The 22549-nt window shown below is 42.2% G+C and carries 14 protein-coding genes; 2 read left to right on the top strand and 12 right to left on the bottom strand.

Annotated features, from left to right (window positions below):
* Nucleotides 1-21 precede the first annotated feature (21 nt).
* The 7 genes from RM544_RS01650 to RM544_RS01620 form a co-directional block, all read right to left on the bottom strand.
* Entirely contained in the window at nt 22-1161 is a 1140-nt protein-coding gene (locus RM544_RS01650) for a topoisomerase IV (RefSeq protein WP_311360043.1), read from the bottom strand.
* A gap of 10 nt (nt 1162-1171) precedes the next feature.
* Nucleotides 1172-1582 (bottom strand): type 2 periplasmic-binding domain-containing protein, encoded by a 411-nt coding sequence (locus RM544_RS01645; protein WP_311360042.1) that lies wholly within the window; start codon nt 1580-1582, stop codon nt 1172-1174.
* Nucleotides 1583-1806: 224 nt separating this feature from the next.
* Complete coding sequence (locus RM544_RS01640; protein WP_311360041.1) at nt 1807-2226, bottom strand: phosphate ABC transporter substrate-binding protein; 420 nt, start codon at nt 2224-2226, stop codon at nt 1807-1809.
* A gap of 141 nt (nt 2227-2367) precedes the next feature.
* Nucleotides 2368-4041, bottom strand: a complete 1674-nt coding sequence (locus RM544_RS01635) for an AMP-binding protein (RefSeq protein ID WP_311360040.1) — start codon at nt 4039-4041, stop codon at nt 2368-2370.
* Between the two features lie 172 nt (nt 4042-4213).
* Nucleotides 4214-8716, bottom strand: a complete 4503-nt coding sequence (locus RM544_RS01630) for an EAL domain-containing protein (protein ID WP_311360039.1) — start codon at nt 8714-8716, stop codon at nt 4214-4216.
* A gap of 342 nt (nt 8717-9058) precedes the next feature.
* Nucleotides 9059-10903, bottom strand: coding sequence for a D-lactate dehydrogenase (gene dld / locus RM544_RS01625; protein WP_311360038.1), 1845 nt, complete (start codon nt 10901-10903; stop codon nt 9059-9061).
* Entirely contained in the window at nt 10900-12603 is a 1704-nt protein-coding gene (locus RM544_RS01620; protein ID WP_311360037.1) for an L-lactate permease, read from the bottom strand. Before RM544_RS01620 ends, dld begins: the two co-directional genes overlap by 4 nt.
* A gap of 292 nt (nt 12604-12895) precedes the next feature.
* Here RM544_RS01620 and RM544_RS01615 point away from each other — a divergent pair, with 292 nt between their 5' ends.
* Complete coding sequence (locus RM544_RS01615) at nt 12896-13801, top strand: LysR family transcriptional regulator (protein ID WP_311360036.1); 906 nt, start codon at nt 12896-12898, stop codon at nt 13799-13801.
* Nucleotides 13802-13872: 71 nt separating this feature from the next.
* Here RM544_RS01615 and RM544_RS01610 read toward each other — a convergent pair whose 3' ends face one another.
* Both RM544_RS01610 and RM544_RS01605 read right to left on the bottom strand, forming a co-directional pair.
* Nucleotides 13873-15009: a DcaP family trimeric outer membrane transporter gene (locus tag RM544_RS01610; RefSeq protein WP_311360035.1), complete on the bottom strand. Its 1137-nt coding sequence runs from the start codon at nt 15007-15009 to the stop codon at nt 13873-13875.
* 151 nt (nt 15010-15160) lie between these two features.
* Nucleotides 15161-16477, bottom strand: a complete 1317-nt coding sequence (locus RM544_RS01605) for a ribonuclease J (RefSeq protein WP_311360034.1) — start codon at nt 16475-16477, stop codon at nt 15161-15163.
* A 340-nt stretch (nt 16478-16817) separates the two neighbouring features.
* Here RM544_RS01605 and RM544_RS01600 point away from each other — a divergent pair, with 340 nt between their 5' ends.
* On the top strand, nt 16818-17507 hold the full coding sequence (locus RM544_RS01600) for a heparan-alpha-glucosaminide N-acetyltransferase (RefSeq protein ID WP_311360033.1): 690 nt from the start codon (nt 16818-16820) through the stop codon (nt 17505-17507).
* On the opposite strand, the gene RM544_RS01595 is transcribed toward RM544_RS01600, so the two are convergent.
* Genes RM544_RS01595 through RM544_RS01585 form a run of 3 tightly spaced genes read right to left on the bottom strand, consistent with a single transcriptional unit; the run spans nt 17499 to nt 22539 of the window.
* The gene (locus tag RM544_RS01595) at nt 17499-18260 is read right to left on the bottom strand and encodes a sugar-binding protein (protein WP_311360032.1); all 762 of its coding nucleotides are present in this window, start codon (nt 18258-18260) and stop codon (nt 17499-17501) included. The two genes, RM544_RS01600 and RM544_RS01595, sit on opposite strands and share 9 nt — an antisense overlap.
* Nucleotides 18261-18299: 39 nt before the next feature.
* Entirely contained in the window at nt 18300-21194 is a 2895-nt protein-coding gene (locus RM544_RS01590; RefSeq protein WP_311360031.1) for a gluconokinase, GntK/IdnK-type, read from the bottom strand.
* On the bottom strand, nt 21157-22539 hold the full coding sequence (locus tag RM544_RS01585; protein WP_311360030.1) for an MFS transporter: 1383 nt from the start codon (nt 22537-22539) through the stop codon (nt 21157-21159). The genes RM544_RS01590 and RM544_RS01585 overlap by 38 nt, the downstream gene beginning before the upstream one ends.
* Nucleotides 22540-22549 lie beyond the last annotated feature (10 nt).

The raw sequence follows: 22549 nt of genomic DNA, 5'->3' as shown, positions 1-22549 counted from the left end.
CGAGTAACGCGCTACACCAAACTAAAAAACATAGTTAACCGCAAACCTAAGTAAGGTTCTGTCGGTATCATCAAGGTCATTAGTGTTGCGAGTAATATCTGCTTTGAGTGCTAAGTTTGTGTCTAAGTCATAGCGAGCGCCAACAGAAACGGTACTTTCCTCAGCGAGTGCTAGTTGCTGAACACCAACAACAATTTGAGTTAACGCAGGTTGAAATGGTGCAGGAGCTGCAGCAACTTCATCTAAAAATTTTGGTGGGTTATTCAAATCAGACTTTTCATAGGTAATAAACGGAGTCCATTTACCTGTTCTAATACCTGCTGTCACATAGTAGTTAAGCTCGTCAGGATAGAATGACTGTTCGATTTCAACGCCAGTAAACTCGGCTGCAACAAACCAATTAAATGTATCGTACTCGATACTCGCACCATAGAAGACACCAGTGTCATCATTTGCATCAAGTGTACTCGCTAAATCAGGTGCAAGCTGCTCGAGTTGCCCTATAGTCGGCGCTAAAGTAGGTATATCAAAAGTTGCTTTACCTGTTGCATAAACACCGCGGAACTTCCAATTGTTATAAGTGAAATCCCCTGTCAATACAACAACATTTTCAACGTTTAGATTTGCGCTGGCGCCACCTAATGTAAATTCATTATCAATCGTACCCGTCGTTGCTTGAAAGGTGTATTCCAAGTCACCTGAGTAGTCAGAATAATCAAGTCTAACGCCTTCAATATTGTTAAAAGGAACATTATAAACTGATTGCGGCGCCGCTACCCAGTGATAGGAGTAACCTACATCCAATGAAGCGGAATACCTAAATAAAGGCATTCTCAATCGACCACCAGAAATGCTGGTTTTGTCGCTAATCTCGTATGTAAGGTATGCCCACTCAAAGTCAGCAGAGAAATCATTACTGCCGCGCGCTACAACCTGACCGGTTGCGGTCGTTCTGCTATTGATGTCACCACTTACTTGAATAGCGAACAAACTCTGTGAACTAAAGTCAAGGCGGTCTTCATACCCATACAAGGTGTCGTCACTGCTCGTAATACCGCCAGTAAGATTTGCGAAGCCGTTAATTCGAACGTCTGCTTGCGCTTGAAAAGTAGCAATCACTGCTGTTGCAACTACTGCTAGTTTACTATTAAATTTTATCATGTTCATGTCCTTACAATTCAACGACTTTAACTGCGTCAGTTACAGATGACTTATTGATGTAACCAATGACACTCGGATTTTTAGATACTAGATCAACGACTTCTGCGTCATTCGCAACTTCTTTTGGTGGTATACCTTTGCCCGTGAAAACAAGTTTCGACCAATAAGCTGAAACTTGGCTTGAGCTTCGACCTAAGACAGCCTCATCGAAATCTTGACGAATCTGGTTGTCGGCAACTTGATTAACCGCAATCGTTTCATTGCCATCTGCAAATTTCTTATCTTTACCTAAGAAGATTCGCTGGACAGTTTTTGAATCAAGTGCATTCCCATTTGCCGGATTAACAACGACGACAAGTTCAGCAAAGGCTGAGTTTGCTGCCAGTAGCAAGGTTGCTGCAAAGAACATTTTTTTCAACATAGTTGACTTTCCTCTATAACAGATTGTGTGTGTTTTATTCGCTAAGTGAGGAAGCACAAAAAAATGGCAAAACTCTACTCTAGCGTTACAGTGCAAGTGCTCATCCATTTTCGACTTTACTATGACTTTTAAGGGCAACGTTTTGATCCTTTGCAGATCGCCCTCTATTTATTGCTATTCAGTTTTCTGGTCGTGCATCCAGGTACTTTTCCTATAGCGGATAATCAATTCAGTTTGATTATCGACACTGTGTCTCCGGCATCAGCGCTATCCAAGTAAGCAATCGCATTTGTATCACTCTCGATAGCAGCGATAATTGCTGCCGTATCATTCAGTTCTGCGGGCGGTACGCCCTTCCCGGTGAAAACCAACTTCGACCAATAGGCCGAGACCTGACTTGAACTTCTACCCAAGACTTGTTCATCAAAATCCGAACGTAGCGGGTGTCCACTAGAAAAGTTGATGGGATTTACAACATTACCGTTGCTAAACTTTTTCTCTTTTCCTAGATAAATGCGTTGTACTGATTTAGCATCGATGTTTGAAGCATTCGCTTTATTTACGATCATGACCAGTTCCGCATTTGCACTCGCAGCAGTCAGAAATAAAATGAACAAAGAGGTAAATACGGTAATTTTCTTCATATGCTCATTCCACTCTATTTGTTTACAGCAAGATTATATCTTTATCACCTTTTGCAATATGTATAAGATTACATACCATATTATAAAATTTACATATAAAAAAAGCGGCTAATGCCGCTTTTAAAATAATAAAAAATGATCTTAATCGTTCCAGACCACACTATCCGTGTAATTCGTCAAAATAACTGACTTGAACTTTTCTTCGATAACGTGCCGTTTTACTTTCAATGTTGGCGTCAACAAATCGTTCTCAATTGACCATTCTTCTATGAACACCACTATACGATCGAGCTTTTGGTGACTTTCAAGACCTGAATTGACATCATCTAGCGTCACTTGAAGGCTCTGCTCAATGACTGTTTTATTGTGTGCACGAGCTTCCTCAGAAAGCACTAACAACGCAATAGGCTGGGGTAAGTTAGTGCCTGTAACACAAACTTGTTCAATAATAGGGTTTTCCATCAGTTTCGCCTCAATTGGCGCCGGCGTTACATACTTCCCTTTTTCGGTTTTAAAGATATCTTTTAAACGCCCTGTTATCTTCACATAACCTTCACTGTCGATAACCCCTTTATCACCTGTTCGGAGGTAACCGTCGTTGGTGAACACGCCAGCGGTTTTTTCAGGCTCTTTATAATATCCAATCATATTACATGGAGAACTAACCTGTATTTCTCCGTCATCAGCGATACGAACATCCACACCATCATAGGCTTTACCAATACAGCCAATCTTATCCGCTCGGAACGGGACGCTGCTAGTGCCATAAGCACTGTTTTCAGTCATCCCCCAACCTTCAGAAATTTCAATGCCAATACTTAAAAACCATTCTATGGTAGCTGGCGCTAAAGGTGCTGAACCCGATGCCCACAAACGCGCAGAACCGAGCCCCATTTCATTACGAATTTTCTTTGCCACTTTTTTGCCAAGAAAGGGAATACTTAACAAAAAGCTAAGTTTCTTCTGAGGGATCTTGGCGAGTACGCCCATCTGGAACTTAGTCCATAAACGCGGAACAGAGATAAACAAAGTTGGTTGGCATGCCTTTACATCTCGCGTAAATGTATCTAAAGACTCAACAAAGCGTATTTGCATCGTTGAGTAGTAACTTGCAATTTCTACTAGCACACGCTCAGTGATGTGCGCCAAGGGTAGATAACTAAGTATCCTGTCGTCTTTGGATACTGACAATGCATTTAAGCTATTTCTCGCCGCCCAACAAATAGTTTTGTATGTATGAACAACGCCCTTAGGCTGACCAGTACTCCCAGAAGTATAAATGATGGTCATGATCTCGTTCATGTCAGGCACGGGACTATCAAGCACAGGATCCACGCTCGTGAAGCTCTCCCAAGAAGTCTTAACAGGAATGTTAGGGTAAGGTAGAGCAACCTTTTCAACACTATCTGGAATAGCTGCAACTTGTGCTTCCATGCTGTCTAACTTACCAACAAATATGAGTGGACAATTCGCATGTTCGAGAACGTATTGAATCGTATCTTTTCCCGCCGTCGCGAAAATGGGGACTGAAATATGCCCTGCCATCATAATACCAAGGTCAGCGATCATCCACTCAGCGCAGTTTTTTGATAGGATCGCAATTCGACTGCCTTTTGGATAATTTAGCGCTCTTAAGCCTGCAGCAACTTTCCTTGCAGCTTGGGCTGTTTCCGCCCAAGTATAAGTAACTTCTTGACTACCCTTCGGTTGTGTTAAAAACAAATCGTCAGGGCGTTCTGCTTCCCATTGATAAAGCATAGACAGTGGTGAGGAGACATTATCTTGCGATATCAAGTTAGCATCATCTAAAGGCATATTTATTCCGTAATTTACAATATTTTCACATACCTATAATAATGATAGATAAATGAGAATATACAATAGGTTTTTTTCATTGTTATTCTCAGTTTTTTACGATGTTTAAAAAAATAACAGCTAAGTAAACCGATGAGTTTATCGCAAAGGCAGGAATTACGCGGTGATGAAATTAATTTGAGGACGCTTCGTCTTGTATGGACTTCGCTTCAGAAAACTGCAAATTCCAGTCTTTTTGTAACAATTCATAACAATTTTGGTTACTTACTGGCCTAGAGAAATAATAACCTTGTAAGTAACGACAATGTGTCTTGCTAAAATAAGCCACTTGATTAGGTGTTTCTATTCCCTCTGCCACAGTGTCCATTTTCAACATTTTCGTCATAATCAGTGTCGATTCAATAATCGACTCTGTGCCACTGTCGACATCTATATCATCAACGAAGGATTTATCGATTTTTAACACATCGATTGGGAAGTCTTTGAGGTATCGTAAACTCGAGTAACCAGTACCAAAATCATCCAAAGAGATTTTGAAGCCTAACTCTCTCATTTCATGCATATAATCGAGTGTATTATTATTATCATCAACTAACAGGCCTTCAGTAATTTCAAAGCGTAAACATGAGGGCGGCAGTTTATGCTCAGCAAGCAGGCTCAAAATCTTTTCAAAATCAGGCCTACTTGAAAAATGTTTTGCAGACAGGTTAATCGCCATATAACCATCAAAGCCCTCAGCATACCAGCTAGCTACGTCCTTCAGGCCGCGCTCTATCGCTTGCATCGTCATATCAACAATCAAACCAATTTGTTCAGCGATAGGAATAAACACACCAGGCGAAATAAACTGATTGTTGGTATTCCAGCGCATCAGCATTTCGAAGCCCGCTGTTTGCTTGGTATTTACATCAATAATCGGCTGATAGTAGTTCTCAAACTCGTTGCGACCGACCGCAACCTTCAGTTTGTTTTGCATTAGCATATCTTGCTGCACACGATCATTCATAGCTGACGTAAAATGTTGGAAACGGTTTTTGCCCGACTCTTTCGCGCTGTACATCGCCACATCGGCATTTCGAAGTAAGCTTTCAGCATCCATCGCATCATCTGGATACATAGCAATACCGGCACTTGCTGATACACTAACCGATTGAGCACCAAGATAAATAGGCTGTTCAATTACTTCCAATATATTACCAATTAGGCGGTTAACATCTGCAATACCATGCACTTCTTCTAAGACAACTACGAACTCATCTCCACCTAAACGAGATACCGCATCGTTTTCTCTGAACTGCTGCTGGATGCGTTTACCAATCTCTACAATCACAATATCACCAGCTTCATGGCCAAAGGTATCGTTGATCGGCTTGAATCTATCAAGATCAATAAATACAACAGCAAGACTAGTGCTATGACGTCGCGCGTATAATATAGATGTTTTGAGGCGTTCAATTAACATCGTGCGGTTTATCAAACCCGTTAACACATCATAATTGGCCAAACGCTGTAAACTTTTTTGCGCCTCTTTCTGCTCAGTGATATCCGTCATTATCACAAGATAATATTCAATTAAACGTTCATCATTCTCGTCGGCAATAGCGTTAACGTCGGTGATTGTCGTAACTGGTTTATCCGACAAACTGAGCTCAATTTCTGACTTCCATCTTTCACCCGGTTTTAGATTGGATAGTTGAGAAATGAAGTGCTGTTTTACGTTCCCCAACTTGTTATAAAGCGTTCGAAATTGTTTAGTAAACTCGGTATTTTCATTGATAGAAAAGGCTTTGCAAAAACTGGGGTTTGCCCCTAATGGCAACTTGTTTTTGTCGAGAATAATTACCCAGTCTCTGGTGTGTTTGAAGGCATCGCCAAATAACTTAAGGCGCTCTTTTGAAGCCATACTTTCCGTTACGTTCGTATAGGTTCCTGTCACAAAAATATCAGCATCGTTACCGCTCGAAATACTCCCTGCGTCTCTAAACCACAAGTACTCACCATTTTTGTGTAACATTCGATATGTATTATCGAACTGCTCGTCTTCGCCTCGTATAAACTGACGCCAAGCTGATAGATATTGCAAGCGATCAACCTCATGAATCAAGCCAAGGTGTTTCTCAAATTCAAGCTGATTGGACTCTTCTATATAGCCCAAGTCGTTTTTTAATCTAGTGGTTGTCATTAGCTTCGTTTGCGAAGACCATTCCCAGATATCAGAATTACTTGCCTTTAGTGCGCTAGTTAGGCGCTTATTATAGAGCCCAATCTGCTGATTAGCCTTGGCTAACACTTTTTGCGTATGGTTTCTTCTGATAATAAAAATCAATAAGGCTGAGAAGAAAAAGACAACATAAAGCCCAATCGCTAGTGGTGAAAGCAGTGGCGCATAGTTAACCTTGATGAACAGTTTTGCTGTTTCATTGGGGGCATTTCTTCCCTGCTGCTTGAAAACTTCAAGTACGTGATCCCCAGGAGGCAAGCTAGAAATTTCGACTCTATTTTTAACAGTTCCAGGGAAGTTAATCACTTTATCATTACTGATCAACCGATAGTTGTAACGTTCTGTTTCAACTGCACGGTAGTTTAAAGACGAGAAACCAACACTCAGGCCCAAGTCGTCGTGTTCCATCTCTAAGGTCATATCGTTTAATGCTTTTAGCGGCATGTTTAACGGCCCAGAGAAAAGGCTGACATCGGTTATAACTGGCTCACTGTGGTCTACAACCTTATTAAGGCTAACTTCGACTGGAGAAAATATCGTTAAGCCTTTAGTTGAACCATAAGCTAGACGACCATCTAATAAAACAGCATGTGCACCACTATTAAACTCAGTTGAAGAAACACCATGAATGTACTGATAAGAAGAAACAAACATGGTATCAGTATTCAGTTCATGCAGCCCAGAGTGAGATGAGAACCAAAGATTATCTTGATAATCGAGAGCCAGGTCGTAAACCAAATTTGTTGGTAAAAGGTTACTTTTATTTAACTCGGCTATTTGCTCGAATGTGGTGCCATCAAGTTGAAACAATCCTCTTCCAGCATATGCTAACCAAAAATTATTCTTTGTGTCTCTAAGCCAATCTGATGGAAGCATCTCCAAGGTAGCCCCCTCTTTGACAATCGAGTGTAGCACTGAGAGCTTCTGGGTTTTGGTATTAAAACCTATTAACCTACCAGCGTCAGAAAGCAATAAGTTGGATGTTCTTATGTCAAACCCAATAATACTGCGAAGGTTATTATGATTAAAACCCGGCTCGTCGATTATGAAGGTTTCACTCGATTTGTCTTTTAGATTAAATTTAACTAGCTCAGCATCATGCAGAGACCAAACAATATTTTCGTCCTCCTTGACAATAGACCATGAGTAGCCCTTAAACAAAGCCTGAGTCTCGCTTCCCTCCTCGCCGAAAAAACCAACAGAGTTGTCGCGAGTATTAAATGTTCTCAACCCGTCTCCGGTTGCCAACCACAATTCATCTTCGCTCACACTGATAATTTGACCTATGGACGATTCCGTATAGGTTGGTTCAACTACTTGAGATGTCATAAACTGTTGGATGTTTCCAGTGGACAAATCAACCTTATTTAAACCATTTTCAGTGCCTACCCACAATTCTCCATCTTGATGTTGATGCAGACCCCAGACAATGTTGTTGCTTAACTTTTGACTGTCGGGTGTGGTAGTTAAATTTGTAATTTCCAAGAAATCAGTGCTCGTAGGTGACCAAAACATTGCACCATTAAACTTTGTTCCAAACCAGATATTACCCTGCCGATCATGCTCTATTGTATAAATCCGTTTGAAGGATACTTCTTCGAGATCCTGTTTGGGTTGCAAGAGCAAAGTAAAGTGAGTGTTTTCAATGTCTGATTGATATAAACCTTTGTCCGTGCCGACGTAAACCGTGTCTTCATCCACGTTCTCTATAGACCAAATATTGTTTGTTCTATCGATAACACTTACGTTTGGCATAAGCGAGTCATTTAAAACATGTTGCTTTAATGCTGAAAGTGACGTTCGATATAAACCTTCGACTGTCCCAATCCAAAGGTTGCCATTGCTAAAAAGCCTAAGCTTTTTGACGTCATTGTTATTGACCGTTTTGGATAAACCATCAACGGAGCTGATAAAATCTATTTGTCGGACTTCTTGATTCTGCAAATTTTTAGAATACAGGCCCCGGTTTGTTCCAACTAACAGAATATCACCGGACTTAAGCGCCACTCTGATATCCTGCGTGTCGTTTATCTGAGCTTCCGTTAGCTCAAATAGTATTTCGGTTTGCTCACTTTCATAACTATATCGAATCACTTGTTGATTCGCGGCTATAATGATATTCCCTTCATCATCCTCGACAATAGATTCTACATACTGATGCCAGTTTTCGTCATTCAGATATTTTCCAGCAAACACTTGCTCAGTTTTACGTGTCGCCAAATCAAATTTATAGACGCCACTTAATCCGGTGGATATCCAAATCTTATCGCGACTATCCTCAAATAAAACATATATTGGGTTACTAATAAACTCACGGTTTTCACCCTCAATACTAATAACATTGTGGCCATCGTAACGATTGAGACCTTCCTCAGTCCCAACATATAAAAAACCAGTTTTGTCTATTAAGAGGTCATATACAGTGTTCTGATTTAAACCATCAGAAGTGTCCAAATGCAATAACCGAGGAGATTCATGAAGTGGCGTTGAAGCACTTAATTTAGCGATAATTGCAAAAAAAAGGCAAAAAGAAAAGAGCACATATCGTGTGAATTCGAACAAAACCGTTTGAGGCTTAAAATTGTAGTGTCGAGCAAACAGTGTCGTCATAAAAGTCCGAAGGCTAAAAATACATCTGCTTCTTTATGATAGAAGTTAGAGTCCTGACTTATATTGCTTATAACTTAGCCAGAATCGAAATTTACCTCACACAGACTCATTTGTCACGACTCAAGTTATACTTTCATCGACGTTTTGATACCTTTTATCGATTCCATCATTTATTAAGTTTATGACTTAATGACAACAAGAACAGTTTCGTTTTGTTTTTTCCATTTTACCAATTCCTGGATTGAACGTATTGGTCGGATCCAGTTCTTGATAAAACTGCCTTAAATCTGGCTCCGCTTCATACAAATGACCCACGTTGTGCTCTGCTGGATATTTCGCACCGCGCTGGTTCAAGAGATTAAGCATCGCCTTTTTCACGGCGCTCGGGTCGCTTCCTTTCTTCAAGATGTAATCTTGATGAAACACGTAGCAAAAGAAGTGGCCGTAGTACAGTTTTTTATCAATATACTGCTCTATGTCAGGCGGCAGTTTTTCAAGCCAATCTAATTGATTTCTTGGTATCGCGATGTCCAACGCCAATATGTCTCCAACGCTTTTCTCTCGCATCGTTTGATAACGAATGGCGGCGCCTGCCGCAGCAAATCGATGCAAATAGGCGCGTTGGGCTTCATCTTTGTCGCAAATAAAGAAGTCCCCAGTAGGAGATTCTTTGAAAAACGTGTTCAAGAACACTTCTGCTTCATGTATCCCTTGATTGCTCATCTTCAATATCAAGTGGTGTTCATACTTTTCGCGATAAGCGAGTAAGCGCTTTGGCAAATGAGATGGAAATAAATAACTCATTAACTGTAGACACTTGTCAGTAATAGCATTAGGAAGCCATGAAATTTTATTCAGCACAGCATCTATACGTCCTTTGATTGAAAACAATTTGGGGAGTTGGTCTGTACCTAAATGCAAAACACTTAGAAACGTATCTTTGCCGTACTTCTTAGAAACATCGAATATATCTCGATGCATATATTCGCCAACTTCAGGAATATTTTCCATGGTTCTCAGCATTTGACGACGCAGTTCAGCAAGTTCACGTTCGCTATTGGTACCTATGTAGAAAGTCTGTTCTTGCTCTGCAACTGGATAGGTGTCTAGTCTTACCGCAAATACTGCAAGCTTGCCAGCACAACCACTCGCTTCATAGAGGCGACGATGATCAGCATTAAATCGGCTTGGCGTGTCAGCCTCAACATCTCTAATTCTTTCAACATACTCACGGTCAGACGCCAACTTACTTGTTTTAGGTATATCGTCCTGACTAAATTGTCCATTTTGTAGGTTATTCAAAATACTTTCTGGAGAATCACCTAAGTCGATACCCAAATGATTAACCAAACACAGTTCGCCGTGCTCGTTTATTTGTGCGTAAATGGATAATTCAGTGTACGCTGGACCCCTTTTTACTAGGGCACCACCTGAATTATTAGCCACGCCTCCTACAATTGATGCGCCTAAACATGACGAACCGATAACGGAATGAGGAGCCCGACCTACTTCGCCCAATTGCTTTTCCAGTTGATGCAAAGTCGCGCCTGGCAAACTAACAACCTGCTCTCCACGGTTCAGCAAGTATAAATTATCCATTGCCAAGGTATTAACCACAATCACGGGGCGATCATACTGATTACCGCTTGGCGTGGAACCTTCTGTTAAACCTGTATTTGCGGCTTGCATGACGATAATAGCATTGGTTGACACACACACTTTCAAGACCTGCCAGAGTGCAACTAGGGTCTGAGGAAATACGACCGCAGTCGCACTGCCTCCTCCTGAACGCCATCCTACGCGATAGTGCTCATTCTTCTTTGGGTCTGCCTGAATAAACTGTGGATCGAGAATGGTGTTCAATTGCGCTAAAACATCATCATCACTGCACGCCAGAACCTCTCGATTATTGACACCCGCGTAATAAACATCAGCATCGACCTGAAGCGCTTCGGCTTGATGATGTGCGTGTTCATTGTTGTTCAGTATACTATCGTCGTGCCCTGAATCTGTTGGTTCTCGTCCGCTCATACTAATGGTCCTGTAAACCCAATGACATAAATGGCTAACATAGCAATGATGCCAGTGAAGACAACATAATACAGTGTCGGTAAAATTGTTTTTCTTAAAGTCGCGCCTTCCTGCCCTAGCAGTCCCACTGTCGCTGAAGCTGCAACCACATTGTGAATCGCAATCATATTCCCTGCAGCTGCACCCACAGCTTGCGCTGCAATTAGAATCGTTGGTGAAATCTGCAAATTCATGGCCGCTTCAAACTGAAATTGACTAAACATCATATTTGACACAGTATTTGAACCGGCGATAAAAGCACCTAAGGCCCCTATTGTCGCACTTATCATTGGGAAAGCACTACCAAAAACATTCGCGAACAATTCAGCACTGGCGACTGGCATACTCATGAGTTCAGAAAGATTAACACCTGAGTTAATAAATATTCTGACCATTGGGATAGTAAATATCAATACAAAGCCGGCTCCAAGGATGGTTTTGCTAGAATCTTTAAATGCTGCGCTAAGTGCGCCTCCGGGTTTATTGGACTGTATTAACGCGGCAAAAATAGCACTAATCAATAACAAACCACCTGGCAAATAAAGTGGGCTAAAGCCAGCATTTATACCGGTTTCACCAAGTATAGAAGAGAAGCTCAATGTCACATCTGTCAATACCGCTTTGAACTCAACAAACACGCGTGAACACACTAACAGTAATGCCACGAGAAGATATGGCATCCATGCCACCACTGGTGAGATCTTTTTGCCGACGGTTTCTAATTCTTTTTTCACATCATCAATCACTAGCTTGCCCAACCATGCCGCCGGCCACTCTGCTTTTGGCGCAAAATCCCAATGCGTTTTAGGCATTAAAAAGCCTTGCTTGGCAGCCGTAACAACAACCGCCATGCTAACTAAGCCCCCCATCAATGAGGGAAACTCAGGACCAAGAAAAACCCCTGTTAACGCATACGGGATTGTAAAGGCTAAGCCTGCAAAAATAGCAAATGGTAGAACGCGCAAACCTTCGGTCCAACTTTTATTTTTGCCAAAGAATCGAGTCAACATCATCACCATAAACAAAGGCATAAATGTACCCACGATGGCGTGAATAATAGCAACCTGACTTGTGATCAGTTGAATAAATGCTTCCCACTGCATCCCTTCCTGCAAAAGCTGTGCGGTGATTGTTGTAGAATCGAGGCCTTTGTTAACACCAATCACAACAGGGGTGCCCACGGCACCAAATGACACTGGCGTACTTTGAATCATCATGCCCATTAATACAGCTGCTAAAGCTGGAAAGCCAATTGCAACCAACAAAGGCGCGGCAATGGCAGCAGGTGTACCAAAACCAGATGCGCCCTCGATGAATGTACCAAAACACCATGCGATAATGATTGCTTGTACTCGACGGTCTGGAGAAACATTGGTGAAACCAGCGCGGATAACGGCAATCGCACCAGTGTGTTTCAAAGTGTTGAGTAAAAATATTGCGCCAAATACAATCCATAGTACAGAAATCGTGATAATTAAACCCTGGATAACAGAAGATGACACTCTATTGAAGGTCATGTCCCAAACAAAAATAGCAATAACAGCGGTTACGGCAAGTACCACTGGCATTGCTTTTTTTGCTGACCATTGCAAACCAATAAGTAGTATTCCTGCAAGTACGATTGGCAAGAGAGCCAGCAATCCATAAGTAGTTTCGTTCACGTGTTTGTCCTCTTTTTATGTATCAAATTGTCTGCGGCTCTTTGGTCTTGCATTGGGCAATTATTAAAAAATTGTTAAGAGAATGCAGAATGGAAAGAACTCTACTCCTTGTTAATCAATTGATATATTATGCATAAAGACAATGTTATTTTCCTTTTTTGACATAATCACTGAATAATAGTGATTAATATCGATAAAGGCCCTGCGAGTGCTGATTCTCGCCGTTAACGTCCAAACCTATCTAGTTTGACGACCTGAAATCAGACATTAGTCGCATAAATGGAGCACGCGAATGGTAAAAGCCGATGATATAGTTCTTTTCGTCCAAGTCGTGGACGAAGGCTCGTTTTCAAAAGTAGCTGAAAAACTGTCTTTAACAAACTCAGTTGTTAGTAAGCGTATTGGCCGTTTAGAAGCCAGCCTCAACGTGCAACTACTATATCGTACTACTCGTAAACTCAATCTCACTGATGCTGGTCGAACGCTGTATGGGAAGGCTCGACTGGCGAAACTAGCTATGCAAGACGCTGAAAACGCAGTCACGGGCTATGCGGATGAAATGCGAGGCAATATTCGAATTACCATGCCTGTTGTTTCTGCAAATCTGATCCTTAGTGCAGCGGTCGCTGATTTTTGTAAACAGTACCCAAAAATTACGGTAGAGCTTCAAATCAATAATCGCTTTGTTGACCTTATTGGTGAAGGCTATGATCTTGCCATTCGCACTGCATACCTTGAAGACAGTTCGCTGATAGCTCGACGCTTAATAGATAGCCAATGGGTTATTTGCGCATCTCCTGCATACTTGACGGCAAACGGCACCCCAAGTGAGCCTAGCGACTTAGATAAGCACGAGTGTTTAATTTATAAATTTGAGAGCGCTGGTACTGATATTTGGCCAGTAAAGATTGAAGGCGAAGACCGTCAGATTCAAGTAAAAGGCCGCTTTCATACTAACAATTTAAATGCGATTCGAAATGCCGCTTTGTGTGATCTCGGTATTGCCTTTTTGCCAAAAGCATTGGTGCACGAGGAGTTAGAAGATAAACATCTAGTAGAGGTATTATCAAGTTATGCCGGTAAGCGAATGGGAATGTATGCTGTTTATCCAAAGTCTCGCCAGCCAGATCAGAAACTAAAATTATTGGTAGCGCACCTCAGGGATGCGCTACACAATAAAGAAGAGTACTACTGCTAAACCTTACACATTATCATTTAGTTGACTGTTGATGCGAAAAACAGTCAACCAACAGCAGTACTCATTGCACTTTAGAAGTTAAACTTCAAAGAAAATTGCGCATACACTGAAGAAATCGCATCTAGATTACTATCATCAATGGCATACTCCCCAAACTCTACACCTGCGTTCATTTGTTCGGTCACATCAGTAATTAGATTGATGCCCCAGTGTGACCTCTCTCGCTCTAATACATCGGTTTGAGCGGCACCATAAAATACAGTAGATCGCCATGAGTCACTCCAAAAATGTCGATATGCCACAGTAAATGCAGTGGTTTCTTCCACTACAATCTCATCGGCAGGTGTAGTGACAATATCGGGCGTTAGTGCTGCTGCAACGTAACGACCGGGCTCACCAACACTCACTTGGAAACGAAAATCATCTTTGCCACCTGTTTTTATACGTCCAGAAAAGTTTGCAGCTAATGCGGTCTCGTCGATGCCTCCTTGGTCTACTTTTCTAAGTAAGGTTCCAAACGACAATTGTCCCCAATCTGCTTTGTGATTGTAGCGAACAACCAAATCTGGAATAGATTCATCTCTATCGATCTGAGTGCCTGTCCCACCTACAGCGCTAGCTGGAGTGCCATTATCGCCATCACCATTTGTTTCTGGGTTTTCAATCGCAAACTGCCAATTACCGCTGGTATAACGTACTTGAGTTTGACGGATAAATACTTCACCTACGTGCGGCCCTCCGAAATCTAGGCTTTCTGGCAACGCGGCCAAGGGCATAAATGTGGACCAGTTCTGACCAACCATCCAATTTTTGTATGTAATGTAGAAATGACGTAATCGTTCATTCGAACTATTGCTGACGACCTCGTTTCCGCCGCCACCGTAGAAATCCCACTCAATAAAACCACTCACTTCACCGTGAGTTATTTTAAAGTTAACTCGAGATTCACGAACATTGAATCCTGTGTGAGAGGTTTCAATCGGCTCTCCCCCAGGAAAATTGGCAACCCAATAGTCTTGATAAGCGATATCGCCATTGACGTGACGAATGTCTGCTTTGGCATAACCTCCCAGTACGACTTTGGTATTACCCTTGTCTGTTTCCACATTTAACAGTTCAATTCCGGCCATGCTTGATGGTGCGAAAGTGAGAGACGAAATGCCGGCAATGACTGCTAACGCGGCGGGTTGCTTAACTATTGATTTCATGAATCAGTCCTTGGGTTGTTATCACGTGTGCGTGATCCCAATCTAGGAGCTTATTCATGCAAGAAAAACCAAGTTAAAGGGAATGTGTTTTTCCATAAACGACATAATCCCTCCCTTATTTCGTCAAAATAAATAACCTTGTTGGTTTAGATTACTGTTCCGCTTTTGGAAGGCCCGTTATGTCAATTCGTCCTGTGTTAACTGCCTTTCGAATTAAAGCTACGCTTGGGGCTAGCTGAAAGACATCGCCATTTTGCCCTACTAACTGCTGTTTAATGCCCGCCTCGGCCGCAACCTTTGCATTGGCTTGCATGTGCTCCGCTTCACCATGTACCGGAATCGCGATTTTGGGCGATACCCACTGATACATATCACTTAGGTCTGATTGACAGGGATGCCCTGAAGCGTGGATCACCTGCTCACTGTTTTCAGAGTTAATCACCTTTACGCCTTTTTCACGCAGTCCTGAAACCATCTTTTCAATGGGCTTCTCGTTACCAGGGATAGTGATGGCACTAAAAATGACGGTGTCACCACTTTCAAGCTCACAATCTCTATGCGTTCCTGCAGCCAGTTTTCCTAAAGCCGCACGGGGTTCGCCTTGGCTACCCGTCGCGACAATCAGTACTTCATGTTTAGGTAAAAAGCCAATGTGTCTACGATGGGCAATTTTCAGCTCATCTGGCCAATATCCGGTTGCTCTCGCAATGCTATACATGTTCTCTAATGACCGACCAAGTAGGGTCATATAGCGTCCTGTTTTCGCTGCAACTCTAGCGAGGCTAATTAATCTCGCCACATTGCTGCCAAAGCAAGTCACCACAATTCGATTCGATTGCTTCTGAAATGTCCTCAATAAACCAAGTTCACAATCTCCTTCGGAAACCGAATATCCTTCTCTGAGTGCATTTGTTGAATCACACACCATCGCACTTGGCTTGATGCTTTTGAGTGCTTTGTACAAAGCCGGTTGGAAGGGCTCATCAGTAATTGGATTGAAGTCAATTTTCCAGTCTGCTGTATGGAAAACAGAAGCAACAGGTGTTTGAATAAATAAGGCCTGTGCATCAGGAAGTGAGTGCGTAATGGGTAACCAAGTGACCGAGAATGGACCAATATCCAGAACCTGTCCCGGTTCTACAACAACAATGGTGACTAGGCCTGCTATTGCGGTGTAATAAAGCTTTCTTCTGAGCACTTCCGCCGTGAATGCAGTGGTATAAATTGGACACTTAAAGCGTTCCCAAAGCGCGGGTAAGGCACCAACGTGGTCCTCATGTGCGTGCGTTATAATAATACCGCTTAAACTTTCTTGCCGATTTTCTATAAAGGTAGGATCAGCGGCAACGACATCATATGTTTTGGCACTTTCGTCCTTGTCGTCATTTGGGTTTAAAGGGGCTTTAAATGTTGCGCCACAATCTACCATTAGCCAACTATCGCTGTGTCCATAAAGATTCATATTCATGCCTATCTCCCCCGCTCCACCCAGAGGTACAAACAAAAAATCCTTATGGCTGGGCCTTACTGTTTGATAGTTACGAATACACCTTACTCCCATGCTAATTCTTTCATTGCAAATTGATGTTATTACAAAAGTTTAATGTAAAAACAGCCAAAGTAAGCAAACCGATCATTTTTTTTAACAGTAAATAGAAACATGTATTCCCGCCTCTGAGTGATTGGATACTAGAGGGCCTTCAGCCGAGCGATATGCTCGGCTTTTTTATGCCATTTGAATTGCCAAACAAAAGGGCTTACCCTACTCCGTGTTGGTCTTTGCTTTTCTATTCATTTGGAGTTACTTTTTGTTTTCACAACGGATCTTCACCCTCGACTTACTGCGCACTTTTGCCATCGTATTGATGGTTGTTTTTCATTTTATATATGATTTGAAATTTTTTGGCTATGTCGATTGGAATACACCCGACGGTGAAGGATGGAGAAGTTTTAGACACGTGATCCTGATCTCATTTTTTTTGTGCCTAGGAGCGTCATTGCGTTTGTCTCATGGTACTAGGATCTGTTGGAGAAAGTTCTCTATTCGTTTGTTGCAAATTGCGCTCAGTGCCTTGGCAATTACTATCATGTCGCTGATTATGTTTCCCAAGAACTATATCTATTTTGGCGTATTACACTTCATTGCTGTCGCCAGTATTATTTGTATTGGCTTTGCATCACAACCCAAGCTTAGCATTGGACTGGGTATTATCATCATCACTTTATATCAACTGAATATTGTGTCTGGCCTATGGCCATTTACTACCATCAGACCTTATTTACCGTCATACTCCAATGACTATGTCGGTGTTTTCCCTTGGTTAGGTGTTGTATTTCTTGGTATCGGGCTTGGTGCAACAAATTGGTTTAAGAACGACCCTTTACGTCACTTTCGGAAACACCCATACTTAGCTTTGCCAGGCCAGCATAGTCTAGTGATATATTTAGTTCACCAGCCCTTGTTCTTTGCCTTGTTTGGTTTACTCACGCTATTGTAAGACCATTTTTTCAAAAACATCAGCGGTTTTATAGCCTAGGTTTTTGTCACCATTGACGGCTTGAATGGGGTAAGAGCCAATAAAATGCTCACGCGTTCCCTGTCCATCAGCATCACAATAAGCAAGCATAAATCCGATTTTTTTATCTTTTTTCAAGGCAACCGGCTTTTGTTTTTTACCTGGTAAGAAAGAATCGTCATAAACTGAAATTTTCAGTTCCCAAGTAATTATGTGTGTTTCTGGAGACCGCAGCCACTGACTTTGTATATGATCGTTGTAAGTTTGGATACTTGACTCAGATGAGCTAGCACTTGGTCCCATATCACTGACATTACGATCAAGCCCCACGTGATATGCAAACGCGTTGTAATTAAATTGATGATCTCCACCTGATGCATCTTCATCAATAAATACTTCGACGCAATCATCATCCCAATAATTAACTAATGGATCTGGGTGAGTATCTGCAAGCACATCATCTTGTACTTCGAACAACATATACAAGGCACTCTTATCCCACAGTAGCTTATAACGCCCCGTAAAATCTTGTTCACTGAGGTTTTCACCAATCAGGAGCTGGTCCACTGAGCGCCATTTTGCATTTTGCCATGCTTGCTCAGTTGCTAGCGCATCGATCGTGATAGCGCCAGTCGCCTTTGGTAACGGTGTTGGAGGCGCCTCCGTCGCACTAACTGAAGCCGTAACTAATAGTAAAGTAGTTATGCAAATTAACATTGAGTCATTTTTTTTCATTAAAGTACTTCCTCATCATTGATATCCTATCTGGTTGTTCTATTCATCATTTGGGGTTTGTTTCGCAATAAAATCATGCATTTGATGCAGAAGTTGTTGAACGTTATCTTGCTGACCTCCATCAATCACCAGTGTATTTTCACTGGGACTTGGCATCTCTAAACTTGCCAATTGCGATGCCAATAAATGGGGTGAAAAAAAGTGACCTTTCCGGCTCAATAGTCGTTCCTGTAGGATACTCTCGCTTGGCGCCAACATAACTAACTTCGTATTCACATTGATAGACATAAGAAGCGCACGGTGCTCTGCTTTTAAACCGGAGAAGCTGACGACAGTATCATATCCATGCGCCAGTTTTTGTGCTGCAGTCAATTGTAAACGAGCCAACCATGGTGCTCGTTCGTCTTCGCTCAAAGCGACTCCTTCGGCCATTTTTGCTATAGCCTCTTTGGCATGTAAAGCATCCCCTTCAATAAATACTGCACCTAGCTTTTCAGCCAATGCTTGCCCAAGAGTTGATTTGCCCGCGCCAGATACACCACATACCAATATCAATTTAGCTTGACGCTGTTGTTTATCATAAGGCAGCTGGAATTTAAGTGCATATTGCTCTCCTTCTTTTACATTTTCAATGCGAAGGTCTTTAGCCATGCGCCCGTTTATTTCCAATTTTGGTGTTAGGGTATTTCCAAACTCAATTTTCAGATGAATGTCAGCGTTTCGAAAACGATAGCGTACATCGCAATTACCCATACTCGAAGGTATCTGAGGCTGAAGCCACAAATCTTTGCCACAGCCTCGTAAACCAAAGAGTTGCTCAATAACTATGCGGTAGATCCATGCAGCCGTGCCTGTATTGAAAAGATGGCTAGATCGCCCCGCGGTCTCTGGAAATTGAGTATATGCACCGCGAAAATAGTTGGGTAAATAAATAGGTAATTGGCCAGCTTGCTCTGAATGCATAGCTGATAGCATTTCTTTTAGATTGAGTAAGCCTTTATCTGCTTCACCTGAGGTAAACATGGCATAAATCCAGAAGGCGAAAGCATGATTATACACTGAGCCATTTTCAGCAGACCCAGGAAACTTCTGCGTGACTCGACCTATTCGTTCATCCATCTGAGTATAGCAAGGCGCAAGCATTTGATTGCCAAAAGGCGTTTGTAAATGCTGATCAACGGACATTAACATTTTGCTTTTGTACTCGTCGGAATCGATACCTGCCAGCAAAGCCCAGCTTTGTGGATTCAGGTAAATCCGGCCTTCTTTATCACTACTGATACCAAATAACTCATTATCATCGGTAATGCCTCGTGCAAACCAATTACCATCCCAGCAATGTTGAATAACCGCTTGTTGCAACTCACGAAGAGAATGCGCGAAATCTGACGTAGGTACATCGACCTTATAGTCGTTTACTAAACGTATCCAGACCTTGATTGCTGTTGCTGTGGCTAGTGTTAGCCAAGATGACACTCCCTTTCCCTTTGGGCCGACCATATTCATAGGGTCACACCAATCACCTTGCTCGATAAAGCATAAACCTCGATGATCTCGTTTAGAGAGTACCCAATGTAAAGCGAGTTCAATATGCTCAATAAGCGACTTTTCCTCACTGCTATCTTGAAAAGCAAGCATTTGATGGAGAACCGAAGTGTCATTGGTCTGATCCAAATACACTTCCAGGAGCAAGGGTAACCAAATACAATGATCTGAATGAGGTATTTGATTGATATATTTCAGCTCAGCTTCAGGATGGATCAGGATACCATCGGGCATTTCACCACTGGCAAACTGTTGCTCTAAAGACCTTAATAGGCATTCGCGGGCTGAGCTTGGTCGCAAAAAGCACATGCCAATATTATCCTGCAAATAATTGCGGGTTTGCGGATCTGTGGTTAAACGATTGACGTCACCGTGATAGTAAACTTGCCTCGGTAACCAATGGTTGATGAAATCATCGAACTTTGCATCTCGGCTCTGTAGTTGAAAGTTTTCGTAAGTTAGAGGCGCATGTTCTGCTAATGTTGAACTAAACGCTTTTTCGCAGAGGCTGACATGTTTTTTACGAATGCTCGCCATTTCAGCAGAGCGATGACATGGGCCAAATACAAACTGCCGCCTTTGGTGTTTAGGGCTAAGCTTCATGCGATGCTGCATTATTGCTACTGGTGTCTCATAAAAAGCGGGCTTATTATTTAGCGAAACTGTCTGAATACCTGCAGGCGAATGCAAACCTTTCACTCCCTCAAAGCTGAGCTGATTTGCACACCAACTGTCTGGTTTGTGACTACTCGTCAGGAAAGTGCATTGAGCCGTGTCTTTCAGTTTAGGATAATCGCTTAATTTCTGATAAGGCGTGACATATTGGGCGACAATTGAATCTTCATCGGGATAGTAGTTAGCAGTTTGATTCATCCAAGACATGTACCCCAATGTAAAATAGCTATACACAGAAACACGTCGATTTTGTCCAGTTAAATCGGCAAGCGAAATCTGCCAATACTCAAATGGGGCATCGTTGGCAAGCTGCAAACACAAATCAATAGCAAAGCCGAGATGTTCAATCTGCCATATTACCTGCTTTGGCGTTGCTGTGAATTTGAATTTATCGAGTGCCTCATTGCATGGCGCAAAAGGGACCGAAAAAACAGTCTTGCTTGCTTCGTCTTTAATATAAAAAAAGCGACCGGGATGATGAGCGAAATAGGGATGCTCCGGTTGCATGAACGTCTTTGCTTCAATATTGGGAGCGAATGCATACTTGCTTGGCTCAGGTTGCATAAACTGAGCAATAAGATAGCCACGACAGTTCACATTCAACATCATGTGCTGGTTCCACAAGAACGCACTAGCGTTTGGTTTACTGCTAGGTGAGTTTATACTTTGCTGCGCGTTAGACATGGCCTTTACCCACATTACTTCTCGTTTCATCTTCGTCGTTATTTAGCAACCCTAGTTCGCTATGAATAACGACCAATTGTTCTTTTGATAAAGCGTAAAACCGGATACATATGACCGAAAGCACGGCAAAGACGCCAGGAATGAGTGTCATTAACAACAGTATGCCTAACTGGGAATTGCTAGTCTGTTGTACATTCGCTGCATAACCCATATACGTTAACACCCAGCCGATAGTCGCCCCCGCTAGCGCTCCTCCTAGCTTTTGCGCAAACGAAGCAGCACTGAAAATCATGGCCGTTGCCCGCCTACCCGTTCGCCATTGAGAATAATCGGCTGTATCAGCATACATCGAAAATACTAAGGGGGATTTCGGCCCCAAACACAAGCCAATAGCTGCTTGTAAAACAAACATTAAAGCAATCTGATCTTTGGGAATAAAAAAGAATAAACTCGACAAAATGGCAACCAGTACCATAAGAATAATCAGTAGCTTCTTTTTATCAAACCAATTTAAAAGAAACGGAGTGAAGGCAGTTCCAATAAGTAAGGCGACCATATAAAGAGCCGTAAAATCACCTATTAAATCCTCACGCTCAACATAGTATTTAAAATAAAAAGTACCGCTGCTGGCTCGCAGTGAAATAGTGACCATGATCAGCATGGCTAGGATAAATAGTATCTGCCATGGTCGATTATTGAGTAAATCTTTGATGTCTGTCTTCACTGGTGTCGGTGTGCGCTGTGGGGGATGTATTCGCTCTTTTGACGCCGCAAATGTAATGGCAAATAAGACTGCAGCTATTGCACCATAAACAGCCATAGTGAGTTGCCAGCCAAGTTGTTCGTTGCCATTACCTAGGTAATTGACCATGTCATGAGTAATGTACGCAACTAAAGTGCCACCGCTAAATGCACCAATAAACCGAATACTTACCAGTGTTGTCCGCTGCTTTGAGTCTGCCGTCATTACCCCCATTAGTGCGCCATATGGCACATTGATGAAGGTGTAGGCTAGCATCATGAATATATAAGTCGCAAACGCCCAAACGATCTTCCCAGTATCATCAAGATCCGGCACAGTGAAAGTTAATATCCCAGCCGCGACTATCGGGATAATTCCCCATAACAAATAGGGCCGAAACTTTCCCATTCTGGTCTGGGTGCGATCAGCCAAAATCCCCATCACTGGATCGGACACGGCATCGATAAGGCGAGTAACTAACATCATCGTCCCGACAATGGCTGGATTCAGGCCAAAAACGTCGGTATAAAAAATAAATAAGAAAACGTCAAACACACGCCAATAAAAATTGGAAGCGACATCACCACAGGCATAACCTACCTTTTCTTTTAAGGGTAATTCGGTTTGATTCATGGCGGAAGTC

The organism is Brumicola blandensis, assembly GCF_031846165.1.
Taxonomy (GTDB): Bacteria; Pseudomonadota; Gammaproteobacteria; order Enterobacterales; family Alteromonadaceae; genus Glaciecola; species Glaciecola blandensis.
Note: the sequence above shows the minus strand (reverse complement) of the source record. Positions and strands in the feature narration are given on the sequence as shown.

Excerpts from the sequence above, each read along its gene's own strand:
- RM544_RS01650 (WP_311360043.1), bottom strand. The coding sequence starts at position 1,161 with ATGATAAAATTTAATAGTAAACTAGCAGTAGTTGCAACAGCAGTGATT.
- RM544_RS01645 (WP_311360042.1), bottom strand. The coding sequence starts at position 1,582 with ATGTTGAAAAAAATGTTCTTTGCAGCAACCTTGCTACTGGCAGCAAAC.
- RM544_RS01640 (WP_311360041.1), bottom strand. The coding sequence starts at position 2,226 with ATGAAGAAAATTACCGTATTTACCTCTTTGTTCATTTTATTTCTGACT.
- RM544_RS01635 (WP_311360040.1), bottom strand. The coding sequence starts at position 4,041 with ATGCCTTTAGATGATGCTAACTTGATATCGCAAGATAATGTCTCCTCA.
- dld (WP_311360038.1), bottom strand. The coding sequence starts at position 10,903 with ATGAGCGGACGAGAACCAACAGATTCAGGGCACGACGATAGTATACTG.
- RM544_RS01615 (WP_311360036.1), top strand. The coding sequence starts at position 12,896 with ATGGTAAAAGCCGATGATATAGTTCTTTTCGTCCAAGTCGTGGACGAA.
- RM544_RS01610 (WP_311360035.1), bottom strand. The coding sequence starts at position 15,009 with ATGAAATCAATAGTTAAGCAACCCGCCGCGTTAGCAGTCATTGCCGGC.
- RM544_RS01605 (WP_311360034.1), bottom strand. The coding sequence starts at position 16,477 with ATGAATATGAATCTTTATGGACACAGCGATAGTTGGCTAATGGTAGAT.
- RM544_RS01595 (WP_311360032.1), bottom strand. The coding sequence starts at position 18,260 with ATGAAAAAAAATGACTCAATGTTAATTTGCATAACTACTTTACTATTA.
- RM544_RS01590 (WP_311360031.1), bottom strand. The coding sequence starts at position 21,194 with ATGAAACGAGAAGTAATGTGGGTAAAGGCCATGTCTAACGCGCAGCAA.
- RM544_RS01585 (WP_311360030.1), bottom strand. The coding sequence starts at position 22,539 with ATGAATCAAACCGAATTACCCTTAAAAGAAAAGGTAGGTTATGCCTGT.